Source organism: Streptomyces sp. PCS3-D2 (assembly GCF_000612545.2).
Classification (GTDB): Bacteria; Actinomycetota; Actinomycetes; order Streptomycetales; family Streptomycetaceae; genus Streptomyces.
The window spans coordinates 6,304,503-6,321,075 of record NZ_CP097800.1; the positions used below are offsets into that span (position 1 = coordinate 6,304,503).

The window sequence follows — 16,573 nt, forward strand, 5'->3', positions numbered from 1 at the left end:
TTCACGAGCGCAGAGGGATCCTCTCGACGATGTACAAGATCTTCTTCAACCTGGTCTTCAAGCGCATGGACCCGGAAGCCGCCCACCACATGGCCTTCCGCTGGATCCGCCTCACAGCCCGCATCCCGGTGCTGCGCACCTTCGTGGCGGCCACCCTGGCCCCGCGGTACGCGGAACTGCGCACCGAGGCGCTCGGCCTGCGCATGCACGGCCCCTTCGGCCTCGCGGCCGGCTTCGACAAGAACGCCGTCGCCATCGACGGGATGTCGATGCTGGGCTTCGACCACATCGAGGTCGGCACGGTGACCGCCGAGCCGCAGCCCGGCAACCCCAGGAAGCGGCTCTTCCGGCTCGTGCCGGACCGTGCGCTGATCAACCGGATGGGCTTCAACAACGAAGGCTCGGCAGCCGTCGCCGACCGTCTGGCGGCCCGTGAGGCCGTCTTCAGGACGGTCGTGGGCGTCAACATCGGCAAGACCAAGGTCGTGCCCGAGGAGGAGGCCGTGGGCGACTACGTCACCTCCACCGAGCGCCTCGCCCGCCACGCCGACTACCTCGTCGTGAACGTCTCCTCGCCCAACACCCCCGGCCTGCGCAACCTCCAGGCCACCGAATCGCTGCGCCCGCTGCTGACGGCCGTGCGCGAGGCCGCGGACCGCACCGTGACCGACCGCCGGGTCCCCCTGCTGGTCAAGATCGCACCCGACCTGGCGGACGAGGACGTCGACGCCGTCGCCGACCTGGCCCTGGAGCTCGGCCTCGACGGCATCATCGCCACGAACACCACCATCGCGCGGGAGGGCCTCGGCCTGAAGTCCGCCCCCTCCCTGGTCAAGGAGACCGGCGGGCTCTCCGGCGCACCCGTCAAGGAGCGCTCCCTGGAGGTGCTGCGCCGCCTGTACGCCCGCGTGGGCGACCGGCTGGTGCTGGTGGGGGTCGGCGGCATCGAGAACGCCGAGGACGCCTGGCAGCGCATCCTGGCCGGCGCCACGCTGATCCAGGGCTACAGCGCCTTCATCTACGAGGGCCCGCTCTACGCCCGTGCCATCCACAAGGGCCTGGCCGCCCGCCTGGCCGCCAGCCCGTACGCGACGCTCGCCGACGCGGTGGGCGCCGAGACCCGAAAGGCCGCACCGTGACCCTGCCCCCCTTCGGCACCCGCCTCCGCGCTGCGATGGACTCCCGCGGCCCGCTGTGCGTGGGCATCGACCCGCACGCCGCCCTGCTGGCCCAGTGGGGCCTCCAGGACGACATCGCGGGCCTGGAGCGCTTCTCCCGCACGGTGGTGGAGGCGCTCGCGGAGTCCGTGGCCGTCTTCAAGCCGCAGGCCGCCTTCTTCGAGCGGTTCGGCTCCCGGGGCGTCGCCGTCCTGGAGCGGACCGTCGCGGACGCCCGGGCGGCCGGGACCCTGGTCGTCATGGACGCCAAGCGCGGTGACATCGGCTCGACCATGGCCGCGTACGCCTCCGCCTTCCTGGACCCGGCCTCGCCGCTGTTCTCGGATGCCCTGACGGTGTCCCCGTACCTGGGCTACGGATCCCTGGCACCTGCGGTGGAGCTGGCGCGCGCGTCGGGGGCGGGCCTGTTCGTCCTGGCCCTGACGTCCAACCCGGAGGGCGCAGAGGTCCAGCGCGCGGTCCGCGAGGACGGCCGGAGCATCGGGGCCACGATGCTGGCGCACCTGGCGGCGGAGAACGCGGACGCCGCCCCGATGGGATCCTTCGGCGCGGTGGTCGGCGCCACCCTCGGCGACCTGTCCTCCTTCGACCTGGAGATCAACGGGCCGTTGCTGGCCCCCGGCATCGGTGCGCAGGGCGCGACCGCGGCGGACCTGCCGACCGTCTTCGGCAAGGCCGTGCGCAACGTGGTCCCGAACGTCTCGCGCGGCGTCCTGGGGCACGGACCGGACGCCGCGGCGCTGCGCGACGCGGCCCGCCGCTTCTCCGACGAGATCCGCGAGGCCGTTTCCGCGTGAGGTGTGCCGGAAGAACTCCTGCGTGACCCCTGTGGGCGCCGGTGGGCCCACCGAAGGACCCCGCTCCGCATCCGGCCGGAGCGGGGTCTCGCACTTTCTGACGAAATTCGAACGCCCTTCACCGGACAAAACGGGGGTATTTTGTCCGTGATGTACGGTTCAGTGGAGGCTGACCAGGACTTTTCGTTCGTTCTCGCTGACTGGAGCGGTGTTGCCCGCTAGTCTCCGAGCAGAGTGAACGCGCAGCGAACGAGTTCCATCGCTGTTCGGGAGCTCGTCAGGTGTGGTGCCCTCGGGTTCCCCACCGGTCCGTATCCGACAGTTCGACATCCGAGGTGACGTAGGCGTGGCTCTTCCGCCCCTTACCCCTGAACAGCGCGCAGCCGCGCTCGAAAAGGCCGCCGCGGCTCGCCGGGAGCGGGCCGAGGTGAAGAATCGACTCAAGCACTCCGGCGCCTCGCTCCAAGAGGTCATCAAGACGGGCCAGGAGAACGACGTCATCGGCAAGATGAAGGTCTCCGCCCTGCTGGAGTCCCTGCCTGGCGTGGGCAAGGTGCGCGCCAAGCAGATCATGGAGCGTCTCGGCATCTCCGAATCCCGGCGTGTCCGGGGTCTCGGTTCCAACCAGATCGCCTCTCTGGAGCGCGAGTTCGGCAGCACCAGCGCCTGACGCGACGGCTGAAGTTCTCCCGGCGTTCTCAGGCAGTCCTGGGAACCTGGATAATCGCTCTATGGCAGCAGAGGTTCGTCCGCGGCTGACCGTGCTCTCCGGCCCTTCAGGGGTCGGCAAGAGCACGGTCGTCGCGCATATGCGCAAGGTTCACCCCGAGGTATGGCTCTCGGTGTCGGCCACCACCCGCAAGCCGCGGCCCGGTGAGCGACACGGAGTCCAGTACTTCTTCGTCAATGACGACGAGTTCGACAAGCTGATCGCCAACGGCGAGTTGCTGGAGTGGGCCGAGTTCGCGGGCAACCGCTACGGCACACCGCGCGGCGCGGTTCTGGAGCGCCTGGAGAACGGCGAGCCGGTACTGCTGGAGATCGACCTCCAGGGCGCACGGCTCGTCCGCGAGTCCATGCCCGAGGCTCAGCTGGTCTTCCTGGCTCCGCCCAGCTGGGAGGAGCTGGTCCGCCGGCTCACCGGCCGGGGCACCGAATCGGCCGAGGTGATCGAGCGCCGGCTCGCCGCGGCCAAGGTCGAACTCGCTGCCGAGTCGGAGTTCGACGTCACCCTGGTCAACACCTCCGTCGAGGACGTGGCCCGTGAGCTGCTAGCCTTGATGGAAGTTGTCTGAATCGCCGGTCGATCTCCACGACATCGACAGGCCGCAGGCGGCCCCATCTTTCATCCATCTTCGGAAGGTAGAGCGTGTCCTCTTCCATCACTGCGCCCGAGGGCATCATCAACCCGCCGATCGACGAGCTGCTCGAGGCCACTGACTCGAAGTACAGCCTCGTGATCTACGCGGCCAAGCGCGCGCGTCAGATCAACGCGTACTACTCGCAGCTCGGTGAGGGCCTGCTCGAGTACGTCGGCCCGCTCGTGGACACCCACGTCCACGAGAAGCCGCTTTCGATCGCACTGCGCGAGATCAACGCGGGTCTGCTGACCTCCGAGGCCATCGAGGCCCCGGCCCAGTAAGGCACCGAGGGATTCCTTCACCACAGGCCCGGCAGAACATCTGCCGGGCCTGTGGTGTGTCATGGATGGGTACGACGATCAGAGCCGAACGCGGCGGACGAGTCGAAAGTGTCAAAAGGGGTGTGCGCAGATGGGTAAGCCGAAGGTCGTGCTGGGCGTGAGCGGCGGGATCGCCGCCTACAAGGCCTGCGAGCTGCTGCGCCGGCTGACCGAGTCCGGGCACGACGTGCGGGTGGTGCCCACGGCGGCCTCCCTGAACTTCGTCGGCGAGGCCACCTGGGCCGCCCTCTCCGGGAACCCCGCCTCCACCGAAGTGTGGGATACCGTCCACGAGGTGCCGCACGTGCGCATCGGCCAGGGCGCCGACCTCGTCGTCGTCGCCCCGGCCACCGCCGACACGCTGGCCAGGGCCGCCCACGGGCTCGCCGACGACCTGCTCACGAACACGCTGCTCACCGCCCGCTGTCCGGTCGTCTTCGCCCCCGCGATGCACACCGAGATGTGGGAGCACCCGGCCACCCGGGAGAACGTGGCCACTCTGCGCCGCCGCGGCGCCCTTGTCATCGAGCCCGCCGTGGGCCGGCTCACCGGCAAGGACACCGGCAAGGGGCGGCTGCCCGACCCCGAAGAGATCTTCGAGGTGTGCCGACAGGTCCTGCGCCGCGGCGCGGCCGAGCCGGATCTGGTCGGCCGCCACGTCGTGATCAGTGCGGGCGGCACCAGGGAACCGCTGGACCCGGTGCGCTTCCTCGGGAACCGCTCCTCCGGCAAGCAGGGCTACGCGCTCGCCCGCACGGCCGTCGCCCGCGGGGCGCGGGTCACCCTGGTCGCGGCCAACACCGCGCTGGCCGACCCCGCCGGGGTGGACGTCGTACGCGTGGGGACGGCCGTACAACTGCGGGAAGCCGTGCTCAAGGCGGCGCCGGACGCCGACGCCGTGGTCATGGCCGCGGCCGTGGCCGACTTCCGGCCCGCCGAGTACGCCGACGGCAAGATCAAGAAGAAGGACGGGGAGGACCCCGCCCCGGTCGCGCTCGTGCGCAACCCGGACGTCCTCGCCGAGATCTCGGCCGACCGGGCCCGCGAGGGCCAGGTGGTGGTGGGCTTCGCCGCCGAGACCGACGACGTCCTCGACAACGGCCGGGCCAAGCTGCGCCGCAAGGGATGTGATCTTCTCGTCGTGAACGAGGTCGGCGCGACCCGAACCTTTGGATCCGAGGAGAACGAGGCGGCCATCCTGGACTCCAACGGGTCGGAATATCCTGTGCCCTATGGTCCGAAGGAGGCGCTGGCTGAGGCGATTTGGGACCGGGTTACGCAGCGGTTCGCGTCGCGACGCGCCTGAGTCGATTCCCCTTCACTCGGTCACCTCCGTACGCAAGAATGGGAGTGCCGCAGGTCACACGGCTCCCACAAGGCGAGACGGATGGTCCGGGCAACGGTGGCGACCGATAAACTGCATCCGGAACGTGATCGGGCGCAGCCCCCGATGTGGTTCCGCCAAATGATCAGCCAGCAGCCGCTGCAACCCCAGGGAGCGTTGTGTCCCGTCGTCTGTTCACCTCGGAGTCCGTGACCGAGGGCCACCCCGACAAGATCGCTGACCAGATCAGCGACACGATCCTCGACGCACTCCTCACCGAGGATCCGACCTCGCGCGTCGCCGTGGAGACCCTCATCACCACCGGTCTCGTCCACATCGCGGGTGAGGTGACGACGAAGGCCTACGCGCCGATCGCGCAGCTCGTCCGGGACAAGATCCTCGAAATCGGCTACGACTCCTCGAAGAAGGGCTTCGACGGCGCCTCCTGCGGCGTGTCGGTGTCCATCGGCGCGCAGTCCCCGGACATCGCGCAGGGCGTCGACACCGCCTACGAGAAGCGCGTCGAGGGCGACGAGGACGAGCTCGACAAGCAGGGCGCCGGCGACCAGGGCCTGATGTTCGGCTACGCCTGCGACGAGACGCCCGAGCTCATGCCGCTGCCGATCCACATCGCGCACCGGCTCTCGCGCCGCCTGTCCGAGGTCCGCAAGAACGGGACCATCCCGTACCTGCGCCCCGACGGCAAGACCCAGGTCACCATCGAGTACGACGGCGACAAGGCCGTCCGCCTCGACACCGTCGTGGTCTCCTCGCAGCACGCCTCCGACATCGACCTCGACTCGCTGCTCGCGCCCGACATCCGCGAGTTCGTCGTCGAGCACGTCCTGGCCCAGCTCGTCGAGGACGGCATCAAGCTCGACACCGAGGGCTACCGCCTGCTCGTGAACCCGACCGGCCGCTTCGAGATCGGCGGCCCCATGGGCGACGCCGGCCTGACCGGCCGCAAGATCATCATCGACACCTACGGCGGCATGGCCCGCCACGGTGGCGGCGCCTTCTCCGGCAAGGACCCGTCCAAGGTCGACCGCTCCGCGGCCTACGCCATGCGCTGGGTCGCCAAGAACGTGGTCGCCGCCGGCCTCGCCTCGCGCTGCGAGGTCCAGGTCGCGTACGCCATCGGCAAGGCCGAGCCCGTCGGTCTCTTCGTCGAGACCTTCGGCACCGCCAAGGTCGAGGTCCAGAAGATCGAGGAGGCGATCGGCGAGGTCTTCGACCTGCGCCCGGCCGCGATCATCCGCGATCTGGACCTGCTGCGCCCGATCTACGCCCAGACCGCCGCCTACGGCCACTTCGGCCGCGAGCTGCCGGACTTCACCTGGGAGCGCACCGACCGCGTCGACGCCCTGCGCGCCGCCGCCGGTCTGTAGGCACCACCGGAAGTACCACGCGCGAAGGGCCCCGGACCCCACGGTCCGGGGCCCTTCCCATGGGCCCGCGGGTCCCACCGGGCCGGCCTGCCCGGCCGGGCCTGCGGCCGTGCGCCCCCGCGGCCGTGTGCCCGGTGTCAGCGCGGTTTGGTAAGAATGCTGATGTGAGCAGCGCGAACGATTCCCCACCGGAGCAGCTCGCGCTGATCCGGGAGATGGTCGCCGAGGCCAAGGCCAAGGCGCCCAAGGCGAAGCCGCGCACCTGGCGGGGGGCCGCCCTGGCCGCAGAACTCCCCGTCGCCCGGGTCCTCGTGAACAAGGGCGTGCTCCACCTCGACCGCACCTTCGACTACGCCGTGCCCGCCGAGCTCTCCGATGCCGCCCAGCCCGGCGTCCGCGTCCGAGTCCGCTTCGGCGCGGGCTCCCACCAGGTGCACGGAGGCCGCCGTGAGGGCGGCGGCCTCATCGACGGTTTCATCGTCGAGCGCCTTGCCGAGTCCGATTACAACGGTGCGCTCGCCGCCCTCGCCCAAGTGGTCTCGCCCGAGGTCGTGCTCGGCCCGCGCATGCTCGCCCTCACCCGGGCCGTCGCCGACCGCTACGCCGGCAGCCTCGCCGACGTCCTCCAGCTCGCCCTGCCCCCACGCAACGCCCGCGCCGAGGCCAAGCCCTCCCCGGAGCCGCTGCCGCCGCCCGCGGCCCCCGGCCCCGGCGGCTGGGAGCGCTACGGTGCCGGTCCCGGCTTCCTGCGGGCCCTCGCCGGCGGCGCCGCACCGCGCGCCGTGTGGACCGCCCTGCCCGGCCCGGGCTGGGCCGACGAACTCGCCCGGGCGATGGCCGCCACCCTCGCCTCCGGCCGTGGTGCCCTCGCCGTGCTCCCCGACGGCCGGACCGCCGGCCGGGTCGACGCCGCCCTGACCTCCCTGCTCGGCGAAGGACGGCACGCCCTGCTGACCGCCGAGTCCGGTCCCGAGAAGCGTTACCGCCAGTGGCTCGCCGTCCACCGGGGCTCGGTCCGCGCCGTCATCGGCACCCGGGCCGCCATGTTCGCTCCCGTCCGCGACCTCGGCCTGGTCGCGATCTGGGACGACGGCGACTCCAGCCACAGCGAGGACCGGGCGCCGTTCCCGCACGTGCGCGAGGTCCTCGAACTGCGCGCGGTCAGCGACGGCTGCGCGTTCCTCGCCGGCGGCACCAGTTGCACCGTGGAGGCCGCCCAACTCGTCGAGTCGGGCTGGGCCCGCCCACTCGTGGCGGCCCGCGAGACCGTCCGGGCCGCAGCGCCCCGGATCCGCACCGTCGGCGACGAACTGCTGGCCCGGGACGAGGCGGCCCGCGCGGCGCGGCTCCCCAGCCTGGCGTGGGAGACCGTACGGGAGGGGCTGACGTCCGGTCCCGTCCTCGTCCAGGTGCCCCGCCGGGGGTACGTTCCCCGCCTGGCGTGCGAGCGGTGCCGGACACCCGCCCGCTGCACCGTCTGCGCCGGCCCCCTGGAGGCCCCCGACGCACGGGACCTGACGTGCGGCTGGTGCGGCCGGGGCGAGCCGTCCTGGCACTGCGGGGAATGCGGGTCCTTCCGCCTGCGTGCGCAGGTCGTCGGCGCCCGCCGCACCGCCGAGGAACTGGGGCGGGCCTTCCCGGCCGTGCCCGTGCGCACCTCCGGCCGCGATCACGTCCTGGACGAGGTGCCGGACCGGCCGGCGCTCGTGGTGAGCACCCCCGGCGCCGAGCCGGTCGCGGCGGGCGCCGGATACGCCGCGGCGCTGCTGCTCGACGGCTGGGCCATGCTCACCCGCCCCGACCTGCGGGCCGGGGAGGACGCCCTGCGGCGCTGGATCGCCGCAGCCTCCCTCGTCCGCGCGGACGGCCAGGTCGTGGTGGTCGCCGAGCCGACGCTGCGGCCCGTGCAGGCCCTCGTCCGGTGGGACCCGGTGGGGCACGCCGTACGGGAACTCGCGGAGCGGGCCCAGCTCGGCTTCCCGCCCGTGTCCCGGATGGCCGCGGTCGCAGGTCGGGGCGAAGCGGTGGAGGCATTCCTGGCGGGAGCCGGACTGCCGCCCGATGCCGAGATCCTCGGCCCGGTGCCGCTGCCCGGACGGCGCGGGGAGCCGTCCCCGGGGGAGCGGGCCCTGGTCAGGGTCCCGCCCGGCAGCGGAGCGGCCCTCGCGGCCGCCCTGAAGTCCGCCCAGGCGGCGCGCCTGGCCCGCGGTGTCCCGGCGGCGGACGCGGTGCGGGTGCGAATCGACCCGTCGGACATCGGCTGACGGCCGCCGCCCGCGGCCGGGGCGGCTTCGCAGGCCGCACGCGGGGCCGAGGGGAGGCATGGCATCCGGGAACGTCGAGGCCCCGGCGGGGAGCCGCAGGGGCGTCCCCACCGGGGCGGACTCGTGCGCGGCGGCCCGGGGCCGGCCGTCGGGGGTCGGCGTCCCGGCGGCAGGACGGCGTCAGCCGTTGCGCGGACCGGGCAGGGCGGGGGAGCGCGGAGCGTCCCCGAGACCGCGCCCGGCGGAGCCGGCGGTGGCCTGCGCCTCCTCGCGCACCGGCTGCGGCGGCATCGAACGGGCGGCCGGAACGGTCGGCAGCGGCCCCATGGTGCGGGTGGCCGTCGCTTCGGCCAGTGGCTCCGCCGCCTCCGCCGACTGCGCGCGGCGGGCGCCGTAGCGGCGGTGCACGGCCTGCTTGGTGACACCGAGCGCGGAACCGACCGCGTCCCAGGAGAAGCCGAGCGAGCGGTCGAAGTCCACCGCGGCGGTGACCAGCGTCTCCACGCTGTCCCGCAGCTCCTGGGCGAGGCGGACGGTGGGCGCGGGCGCCCGGCCGTAGACGACGAAGCCCGTGGAGGGGCCCGAGCGACGCGGGCGGTACACGTTGCCGAGCTGGGCGGTGAGCGTACGCAGGGCGTCCACCTGCCGGCGAACCCGCTCGATGTCCCGTACCAGGAGGTGCAGGCTGGCCCGGGCTTGGGCGTCGTGGGTGGCGTGGTCGGCCATGAAGAAGCCTCTCGAACCGGTGCTGAAGGGCGGACCGGGCCGCAGACATCGTTCACACGCGGCCCGTTTCGGTCAATCTCTCTTGACCAACGCGCCACCCGTCGTGCAGGTCACGCTGTGGGGGCGTGTCGGCATATGCGAGTGGCGCGCGCTTGTACGCACGCCCCCTCGGCACCACAGGTGGGGCGTCCGGCTGACGCCCCATAGACTGGTGCGCTGCTGACAGCCGACATAGCGAGGTAGGACCCCCAGTGAAGCTCGTCTTCGCAGGCACCCCCGAGGTCGCCGTACCCGCCCTGGACGCCCTGATCGCCTCCGGGCGGCACGAGGTCGCGGCCGTCGTCACCCGGCCCGACGCACCGGCCGGCCGCGGCCGCCGGCTGGTCGCCAGCCCGGTCGCCGAACGCGCGGAGGAAGCCGGCATCGAGGTCCTCAAGCCCACCCGGCCGCGCGACCCCGAGTTCCAGGCCAGGCTGCGCGAGATCGACCCCGACTGCTGCCCCGTCGTGGCCTACGGGGCCATCCTCCCCAAGAGCGCCCTCGACATCCCGCGCCACGGTTGGGTCAACCTGCACTTCTCGCTCCTGCCCTCCTGGCGCGGAGCGGCACCCGTCCAGCACTCGATCATGGCGGGCGACCAGCTCACCGGCGCCTCCACCTTCCAGATCGAGGAGGGCCTGGACTCGGGCCCGGTCTACGGCGTCCTCACCGAGGAGATCCGGCCGACCGACAACAGCGGCGACCTGCTCACCCGCCTCGCCTTCGCCGGCGCAGGCCTCCTCGCCGCCACCATGGACGGCATCGAGGACGGCACCCTGCGCGCCGTCGCCCAGCCCCTCGACGGGATCTCCCTCGCACCCAAGATCACGGTGGAGGACGCACGGATCGACTGGACGGCCCCCGCGATGCGCGCCGACCGCGTCGTGCGCGGCTGCACGCCCGCCCCGGGCGCGTGGACCGTCTTCCGCGGGGAGCGGCTCAAGCTGATCTCCCTCGGGATGGTGGCCGACCGTACGGACCTGCGGCCCGGCGTGCTGTCCGCCGCCAAGAACAACGTGTACGCGGGCACCGGTTCCCACGCCGTCGAGCTGCTCTGGGTCCAGCCGCAGGGGAAGAAGCCGATGCGCGCCGCCGACTGGGCGCGCGGGGTGCGGATCGCCCCCGGTGAGCGGCTCGGCGGGGCCGACGTAGGCTGAACAGTGCGGCCGTGCCGCAGACACACGGCGTCCTCCCCGCACGGTCCACCCGCAGCAGTCTTAGCACCTGTAGCACCCGTAGCACTCGTACATCCGGAGCACCTTTCACGTGAGCGAACAGCCCCGTCAGCCCCGCCGCAGGCCCGCCCCCGCAGGAGCGGGCGGCAAGCAGGCCAAGCCCTACCGCCGGCCCCAGAAGGACCCCGTCCGGATGCTGGCCTTCGAGGTCCTGCGGGCGGTGGACGAACGCGACGCCTACGCGAACCTCGTGCTGCCGCCGCTCCTCAGGAAGGCCCGCCAGGACGAGGCGTTCCAGGCGCGCGACGCGGCGCTGGCCACCGAGCTGGTGTACGGGACGCTGCGCCGCCAGGGCACCTACGACGCGGTCATCAGGGCCTGCATCGACCGCCCGCTGCGCGAGGTCGACCCGCCGGTGCTGGACGTCCTCTCCCTCGGCGCGCACCAGCTGCTCGGCACCCGGATCCCCACCCACGCCGCCGTCTCGGCGAGCGTGGAGCTGGCCCGGGTGGTGCTCGGGGACGGACGCGCCAAGTTCGTCAACGCCGTGCTGCGGAAGATCGCCGCGCACGACCTGGACGGCTGGCTGGAGCGGGTCGCGCCGCCGTACGAGGACGACGCCGAGGAGCACCTCGCCATCTACCACTCGCACCCCAGGTGGGTCGTCAGCGCCCTGTGGGACGCGCTGGGGGGCGGGCGCGCCGGGATCGAGGACCTGCTGGAGGCCGACAACGAGCGGCCCGAGGTCACGCTGGTGGCCCGGCCCGGCCGGTCCACGCCCCAGGAGCTGCTGGCGGCGGTCGGCGAGGAGTCGGCGCTCCCCGGGCGCTGGTCGCCGTACGCCGTGCGGATGGCCGAGGGAGGTGAGCCGGGCGCGCTGGAGGCGGTGCGCGAGGGCCGCGCCGGCGTCCAGGACGAGGGCAGCCAGTTGGTGGCGATGGCCCTGGCGGCCGTGCCCGTCGAGGGCCGTGACGAGCGCTGGCTGGACGGCTGCGCCGGGCCGGGCGGCAAGGCGGCTCTGCTCGGCGCGCTCGCGGCCGAGCGCGGGGCGTTCCTGCTGGCTTCCGAGAAGCAGCCGCACCGGGCCCGGCTGGTGGAGCGGGCTCTCTCCGGCAACCCGGGCCCGTACCAGGTCATCACGGCGGACGGCACCCGTCCGGCGTGGCTGCCGGGCTCCTTCGACCGCGTCCTGATGGACGTGCCGTGCTCCGGCCTGGGTGCCCTGCGCCGCCGCCCGGAGGCCCGCTGGCGGCGACGCCCGGAGGACCTGGAGGGCTTCGCCCCGCTGCAGCGCGGGCTGCTGCGGCAGGCGCTGTCGGCGGTGCGGGTCGGCGGGGTCGTCGGTTACGCGACGTGCTCGCCGCATTTGGCGGAGACCCGGGTCGTGGTGGACGACGTCCTCAAGGGCCGCGGCGCCGGCAACGCCCCGGTGTCCGCCGAACTCGTCGACGCCAGGCCCTTCATGGCCGGTGTCCCCGGCCTCGGCGACGGCCCGGACGTCCAGCTGTGGCCGCACCTGCACGGGACGGACGCGATGTACCTGGCCCTGCTGAGGCGTACGGCGTAGTTCTCCCGCGGATCAGAGCCGACCCGGGTCGAACCGGACGGCCGCATCCACTGCGGGCCGGGGCGTCCTTCCCGCTGAGCGGGTCCGACCGGGCCGAGGAGATCGTCCACCGGGCGGTGGACGGCATGGCGCCCCGGCCGATGCCGACGCGTGAGGGCCTCTCGCTCTTCGGGGTGGCCCGCCACCCCGAAGAACGCACGGTCGCACAGGTCGCGGCATCGGCCACCGGGGCCGTGCCGTTCGGGGTGACCACGCGGGCCGGTGCTCCGGCGTCCGCGGAGGCGGGACCGTGCCGAAGTTGATCCATAAGCAGAATTCACATATTCTTGATCATTGCTTTAGCGTTGCTGCGGAAATCCTGACGTGCGGGGCCATGGCCGGAACCGGCCGCAGGCATGGCAGGCTTGGGGCATGGCCGCTCAGATTTATCCCAGCATCCTGTCCGCCGACTTCGCCCGTCTCGCCGAGGAGGCGAAGGCCGTCGAGGGGGCCGACTGGCTGCACGTCGACGTCATGGACAACCACTTCGTCCCCAACCTCACCCTCGGCATGCCGGTCGTGGAGTCCTTGAGCCGTGCCACGGACATCCCGCTGGACCTGCACCTGATGATCGAGAACCCGGACCGCTGGGCCCCGCAGTACGTGGAGGCGGGCGCGGGGTCGGTCACCTTCCACGCCGAGGCCGCGGCGGCGCCCGTACGCCTCGCGCGGGAGATCCGGGCCAAGGGGGCGCGGGCCTCCATGGCCCTCAAGCCCGCGACGCCGATCGAGCAGTACGAGGACATCCTCCCCGAGCTCGACATGCTGCTGATCATGACGGTCGAGCCGGGCTTCGGCGGCCAGCCCTTTCTCGACATCATGCTGCCCAAGATCCGCCGTACCCGGGAGCTGATCGCCAAGCACGGTCTGGAGCTGTGGCTCCAGGTCGACGGCGGGGTGTCGGCCTCGACCATCGAGCGCTGTGCCGAAGCCGGCGCGGACGTCTTCGTCGCGGGCAGCGCGGTCTACGGAGCGGTGGATCCGGCGGCCGCCGTCCGTACGCTGCGTGACCAGGCGGGTGCGGCGATCGCCGCGGCGCCGTGGGCGTGCGACCACTGAACCAAGGGTTGATGAACAGCTCGGTGAACGGGAGCTGTCCAGGCTGATCAACGGCCGTCGGATCTGACAGGATGAACGGCGAGTCGAGAGTGTGAACAGCAGTGAGGAGAGCGCGGTGTCTGCAATGTCGGCGGGACGGTCAGCCCTGCGGATGGGACCCGCGGAGCTGGTGCAGGCGGCGGCCATGGCCCGCCGCTTCTACCTGGAGGGCAAATCCAAGATTCAGATCGCCGAGGAGTTCGGCGTGAGCCGCTTCAAGGTGGCCCGGGTCCTGGAGACCGCCCTCGAACGCGACCTCGTACGGATCGAGATTCGGGTACCGGCCGAGCTCGACGCGGAGCGGTCGGACGCGCTCCGGGCCCGGTACGGCCTCCGGCACGCCGTCGTGGTGGAGTCGCCCGCCGACGCCACCGAGGACGCCCCGGACCCCGAGAACCTGGGCGCCGTCGCCGCGGACCTGCTGGGCGAACTGGTCAGTGAGGGAGACGTGCTGGGCCTCGCGTGGGGCCGGTCGACCATCCACATGGCCGCCTCCCTGCACCGCCTGCCGCAGTGCACCGTGGTCCAGCTGACCGGTGTGTACGACGCCGGGACCGCGGAGCGCGGTTCGGTCGAGGCCGTGCGCCGGGCCGCGCAGGTCTCGGGCGGGGACGCGCACCCGATCTACGCGCCCATGCTGCTGCCCGACCCCGCGACGGCGGCGGCGCTGCGCAGCCAGACCGGGATCGCCCGCGCCTTCGACTACTTCGACAAGGTCACGGTCGCGGCCGTCTCCATCGGTTCGTGGGAGCCGGGCATCTCGACCGTCCACGACATGCTGACCGACGAGGAACGCGCCCACTACGCCTCGCTGGGTGTCGCCGCCGAAATGTCGGCCCACCTCTTCGACGCCGAGGGCCGGCGGGTCGGCCGGGACCTCGGCGAGCGGTGCATCACGGTCGAGGCGGACCGGCTGCGCCGGATCCCGGAGGTGGTGGCGATCGCGGGCGGCCTGCGCAAGGCCTCCGCGATCGGCGCGGTGCTGAGATCAGGGCTGGTGACCAGCCTGGTCACGGACACCGCCGTCGCCGACTACCTGCTGACCGAGTCGGCTCCGGGGCTGCGGCCGGCGCTGGACCGGGCCGACCCCGACGACCTGTAGGACGGCCCGTGAGGCGTCACCGGCCACCGCGCGCGGACACCGTCGCGGGATGCCGGTGGTACGGATGGTGCCCGGATCGAGATCCGAAGTACCACCGCACGAAGGCTCGCCGGGCGCATACTGATTCCGATGACAAAGCCAGCAGCTCCTCGCCGCCATCTGCCGTCCAGCCCGTTCAAGGCCCCCGTGGAACAGCCCATCCGGCAGTTCAGCGTCGGCGATCGGGTCACTCACGACGAGCACGGCCTCGGCCGTGTCGTCGGTATCGAGGAGGGGATCGCCGTTCTCGTCGACTTCGGTGCCGTCCAGAAGCGCATCCTGAGCCCCTACAGCAAGATGGCCGTGCTCTGACGCGACCGGGCGATTCGCGGGCGAATCGCATCTTTGACACGATCGCTGCATGATCTTCCGGAACGTGCCCCGATGGCTGCTGCGTTCGCTGGGGGCGGTGTTCCTCTGTGCCGCGCTCGTCGCGACGGTGGGCTGTGGCGCCCAGAAGCCCGGCCCCGCCGTCGCGAGCGGCAGCACCGACCCCAGCGCGGCATCCACCGCCGCGCCCGATGCGGTTCCGGGCTGGGCGCGGGGGATGGCCGTCGTGCGCGCCGACGCGCTGCCCCGGCAGGCGGTGGACGTCCTCGCGCTCATCGACCGGGGCGGTCCGTACCCGTACCGGCAGGACGGTACCGTCTTCGGGAACTTCGAGAAGGTCCTGCCGCGCCAGAAGCGCGGCTACTACCACGAGTTCACGGTGCGCACGCCGGGGGAGCGGGACCGGGGGGCCCGGCGGATCGTGACGGGTGAGGGCGGGGAGTTCTACTACACGGACGACCACTACCAGACCTTCAAGGCGGTTCTCCGATGACCCTGCACCCACAGCCGCTCGCCCCGGCCCTCGCCGCCGCCGAGGCCGCGGGCCGGCCGACGGTACGGCTGGACCTGGACGGCGTACGGGACAAGTCCGGGCTCATGGCGCGGTGCGAGGAGGCCTTGCGGCTGCCGCGGTGGTTCGGCGGGAACTGGGACGCGCTCGCGGATGCGCTGCGCGATCTGTCCTGGCTGCCGGAGGCCGGGGCCGCGGGGCGACTGGTCGCCGTGACGTCGTGGCGCGGGTACGCCGGCGCGAGGCCTTCGGAGTGGGAGACGTTCGTGGACGTCCTGGAGGAAGCGGTGGACTTCTGGCGCGACCGGGGCTCGGGGGAGGGGAACTCCGGGCTCGCCGTGGTGCTGGACGAGTCGGAGCCGGAGAGCGGGCACCGGGGGGCTGCCGGGGCTCCGCCCCGGACGCCGCGCCCCGGGCGCCGGCGGGGCTGACGGGGCGGGCCGGAGGGGAGCGCGGCGAACCGGGTGGCCCCGAGCCACCCGGTCGCGTCGTCGTCAGTCCGTCTTCGGGATCCAGGGCGGAGTCTGGCCCCAGGACCAGACCGGGATCTCGGCCGCGTCGACCGGCGGGGGGTTGGGGCCCGAGTAGATCAGGGCCATGCGGGTGCCCCACTCGATGTAGTAGGCGAACACCCCACGGAACTCGGGGTCCGCCGGGAGGCCCACCTCGTCGGCGGTGTCCATGAGCAGGTCCACCCACCGGCGGCGCTGCTCCTCGGTGATCGCCCGGCCGAGGTGCTTGGTGGCCATGTGCTGGTGGCCGCCGTGCCGGGCGGTGTAGTCGGCCGGCCCGCCGAAGACCTCCGACAGCCAGACCGCGACGTGCTGGGGGTGCTCCGAGTCCATGCCGGCGAAGACCGGGGCAAGGATCTCGTCCTGGAGGGCGTGGGCGTAGAAGGCGTCCGTGAGGCGGTTCATCGCCTCCGCCCCGCCCATCCACTCGTAGATGGTGGGTGTGGTGCTCATCGCTGTCCGGCGCCCTTCCCGGTGCCCACGACGCCCGTCACGAGGTAGTGCTGCATCTCCTCGATGGCCGCCACGTACGGACGGATCGCGGCGAAGAAGGCCGGGAAGTGCTCTCCCTTGCGGAACCCGCCCAGGTGGTCCTCGATGGAGGTCCAGCGGATCCGGAGGATGTAGCGCTCCTTCTCCTCCTCGCATCGGGCCAGTTCGTAGTCGAGGCACTCGGGCGAGGCGGCCAGGGACTCGGCCGCCCGGGCGTACGCGTCCTCGAAGGCCTGCTGGTCGTCCAATGCGATCCGGTAGCGGATGTATTCGACGGTGGTCGTCATGGTGCGTACCTCTCCCTGGGTGTA

Annotated in this window: 18 protein-coding genes; 15 read left to right on the top strand and 3 right to left on the bottom strand. The window is 72.5% G+C overall.

From position 1 onward, the window contains the following. Positions 1-29: 29 nt before the first annotated feature. The 8 genes from AW27_RS28250 (at position 30) to AW27_RS28285 (ending at position 8,632) form a co-directional block, all read left to right on the top strand. Complete coding sequence (locus tag AW27_RS28250) at positions 30-1,139, top strand: quinone-dependent dihydroorotate dehydrogenase (RefSeq protein WP_037926135.1); 1,110 nt, start codon at positions 30-32, stop codon at positions 1,137-1,139. Further along, positions 1,136-1,975 carry an orotidine-5'-phosphate decarboxylase gene (gene pyrF / locus AW27_RS28255; protein WP_037926138.1) on the top strand — a complete coding sequence of 280 codons (840 nt, stop codon included), beginning with the start codon at positions 1,136-1,138 and terminating at the stop codon, positions 1,973-1,975. Before AW27_RS28250 ends, pyrF begins: the two co-directional genes overlap by 4 nt. A 346-nt stretch (positions 1,976-2,321) precedes the next feature. Next, on the top strand, positions 2,322-2,645 hold the full coding sequence (locus tag AW27_RS28260) for an integration host factor (RefSeq protein WP_037926146.1): 324 nt from the start codon (positions 2,322-2,324) through the stop codon (positions 2,643-2,645). Positions 2,646-2,706: 61 nt separating this feature from the next. Then, entirely contained in the window at positions 2,707-3,270 is a 564-nt protein-coding gene (gene gmk / locus AW27_RS28265) for a guanylate kinase (protein WP_078556873.1), read from the top strand. Positions 3,271-3,344: 74 nt separating this feature from the next. Next, a complete protein-coding gene (rpoZ, locus tag AW27_RS28270; RefSeq protein WP_004948662.1) occupies positions 3,345-3,617 on the top strand; it encodes a DNA-directed RNA polymerase subunit omega in 273 nt (90 codons plus the stop codon). Between the two features lie 130 nt (positions 3,618-3,747). Further along, positions 3,748-4,962: a bifunctional phosphopantothenoylcysteine decarboxylase/phosphopantothenate--cysteine ligase CoaBC gene (gene coaBC / locus AW27_RS28275; protein WP_037926153.1), complete on the top strand. Its 1,215-nt coding sequence runs from the start codon at positions 3,748-3,750 to the stop codon at positions 4,960-4,962. A 197-nt stretch (positions 4,963-5,159) separates the two neighbouring features. Then, positions 5,160-6,368 carry a methionine adenosyltransferase gene (metK, locus tag AW27_RS28280; RefSeq protein ID WP_037926156.1) on the top strand — a complete coding sequence of 403 codons (1,209 nt, stop codon included), beginning with the start codon at positions 5,160-5,162 and terminating at the stop codon, positions 6,366-6,368. A 164-nt stretch (positions 6,369-6,532) separates the two neighbouring features. Next, a complete protein-coding gene (locus AW27_RS28285; protein ID WP_037926159.1) occupies positions 6,533-8,632 on the top strand; it encodes a primosomal protein N' in 2,100 nt (699 codons plus the stop codon). 180 nt (positions 8,633-8,812) lie between these two features. Here AW27_RS28285 and AW27_RS28290 read toward each other — a convergent pair whose 3' ends face one another. After that, positions 8,813-9,358 (bottom strand): hypothetical protein, encoded by a 546-nt coding sequence (locus tag AW27_RS28290; RefSeq protein WP_037926162.1) that lies wholly within the window; start codon positions 9,356-9,358, stop codon positions 8,813-8,815. Positions 9,359-9,609: 251 nt separating this feature from the next. On the opposite strand from AW27_RS28290, the gene fmt reads away from it, so the two are divergent. The 7 genes from fmt to AW27_RS28325 all read left to right on the top strand — a co-directional run bounded on the left by fmt (position 9,610) and on the right by AW27_RS28325 (position 15,689). Next, positions 9,610-10,554, top strand: a complete 945-nt coding sequence (gene fmt / locus AW27_RS28295; RefSeq protein ID WP_037926165.1) for a methionyl-tRNA formyltransferase — start codon at positions 9,610-9,612, stop codon at positions 10,552-10,554. A 109-nt stretch (positions 10,555-10,663) separates the two neighbouring features. Continuing rightward, a complete protein-coding gene (locus AW27_RS28300; RefSeq protein WP_037926167.1) occupies positions 10,664-12,139 on the top strand; it encodes an RsmB/NOP family class I SAM-dependent RNA methyltransferase in 1,476 nt (491 codons plus the stop codon). Between the two features lie 411 nt (positions 12,140-12,550). Continuing rightward, on the top strand, positions 12,551-13,237 hold the full coding sequence (rpe, locus tag AW27_RS28305) for a ribulose-phosphate 3-epimerase (protein WP_030036653.1): 687 nt from the start codon (positions 12,551-12,553) through the stop codon (positions 13,235-13,237). A gap of 124 nt (positions 13,238-13,361) precedes the next feature. Beyond that, the gene (locus AW27_RS28310) at positions 13,362-14,378 is read left to right on the top strand and encodes a sugar-binding transcriptional regulator (protein WP_030841494.1); all 1,017 of its coding nucleotides are present in this window, start codon (positions 13,362-13,364) and stop codon (positions 14,376-14,378) included. Between the two features lie 129 nt (positions 14,379-14,507). Next, positions 14,508-14,729, top strand: coding sequence for a CarD family transcriptional regulator (locus tag AW27_RS28315; protein ID WP_037926174.1), 222 nt, complete (start codon positions 14,508-14,510; stop codon positions 14,727-14,729). Between the two features lie 49 nt (positions 14,730-14,778). Beyond that, positions 14,779-15,240: a guanyl-specific ribonuclease gene (locus AW27_RS28320; protein WP_037926175.1), complete on the top strand. Its 462-nt coding sequence runs from the start codon at positions 14,779-14,781 to the stop codon at positions 15,238-15,240. Then, a complete protein-coding gene (locus AW27_RS28325; protein ID WP_052031158.1) occupies positions 15,237-15,689 on the top strand; it encodes a barstar family protein in 453 nt (150 codons plus the stop codon). Before AW27_RS28320 ends, AW27_RS28325 begins: the two co-directional genes overlap by 4 nt. Positions 15,690-15,752: 63 nt before the next feature. On the opposite strand, the gene AW27_RS34460 is transcribed toward AW27_RS28325, so the two are convergent. Both AW27_RS34460 and AW27_RS34465 read right to left on the bottom strand, forming a co-directional pair. Further along, positions 15,753-16,223, bottom strand: coding sequence for a group II truncated hemoglobin (locus AW27_RS34460; protein WP_037926178.1), 471 nt, complete (start codon positions 16,221-16,223; stop codon positions 15,753-15,755). Beyond that, the gene (locus tag AW27_RS34465; RefSeq protein WP_037926179.1) at positions 16,220-16,549 is read right to left on the bottom strand and encodes a putative quinol monooxygenase; all 330 of its coding nucleotides are present in this window, start codon (positions 16,547-16,549) and stop codon (positions 16,220-16,222) included. The genes AW27_RS34460 and AW27_RS34465 overlap by 4 nt, the downstream gene beginning before the upstream one ends. Positions 16,550-16,573: the final 24 nt, after the last annotated feature.

What these genes read in the sequence shown, in the direction of transcription:
- AW27_RS28250 (WP_037926135.1), top strand. Translation starts at nt 30, where the DNA reads ATGTACAAGATCTTCTTCAACCTGGTCTTCAAGCGCATGGACCCGGAA.
- gmk (WP_078556873.1), top strand. Translation starts at nt 2,707, where the DNA reads ATGGCAGCAGAGGTTCGTCCGCGGCTGACCGTGCTCTCCGGCCCTTCA.
- AW27_RS28310 (WP_030841494.1), top strand. Translation starts at nt 13,362, where the DNA reads ATGTCGGCGGGACGGTCAGCCCTGCGGATGGGACCCGCGGAGCTGGTG.
- AW27_RS28315 (WP_037926174.1), top strand. Translation starts at nt 14,508, where the DNA reads ATGACAAAGCCAGCAGCTCCTCGCCGCCATCTGCCGTCCAGCCCGTTC.
- AW27_RS34465 (WP_037926179.1), bottom strand. Translation starts at nt 16,549, where the DNA reads ATGACGACCACCGTCGAATACATCCGCTACCGGATCGCATTGGACGAC.
- AW27_RS28290 (WP_037926162.1), bottom strand. Translation starts at nt 9,358, where the DNA reads ATGGCCGACCACGCCACCCACGACGCCCAAGCCCGGGCCAGCCTGCAC.
- AW27_RS28320 (WP_037926175.1), top strand. Translation starts at nt 14,779, where the DNA reads ATGATCTTCCGGAACGTGCCCCGATGGCTGCTGCGTTCGCTGGGGGCG.
- AW27_RS28325 (WP_052031158.1), top strand. Translation starts at nt 15,237, where the DNA reads ATGACCCTGCACCCACAGCCGCTCGCCCCGGCCCTCGCCGCCGCCGAG.
- coaBC (WP_037926153.1), top strand. Translation starts at nt 3,748, where the DNA reads ATGGGTAAGCCGAAGGTCGTGCTGGGCGTGAGCGGCGGGATCGCCGCC.
- AW27_RS34460 (WP_037926178.1), bottom strand. Translation starts at nt 16,223, where the DNA reads ATGAGCACCACACCCACCATCTACGAGTGGATGGGCGGGGCGGAGGCG.
- rpe (WP_030036653.1), top strand. Translation starts at nt 12,551, where the DNA reads ATGGCCGCTCAGATTTATCCCAGCATCCTGTCCGCCGACTTCGCCCGT.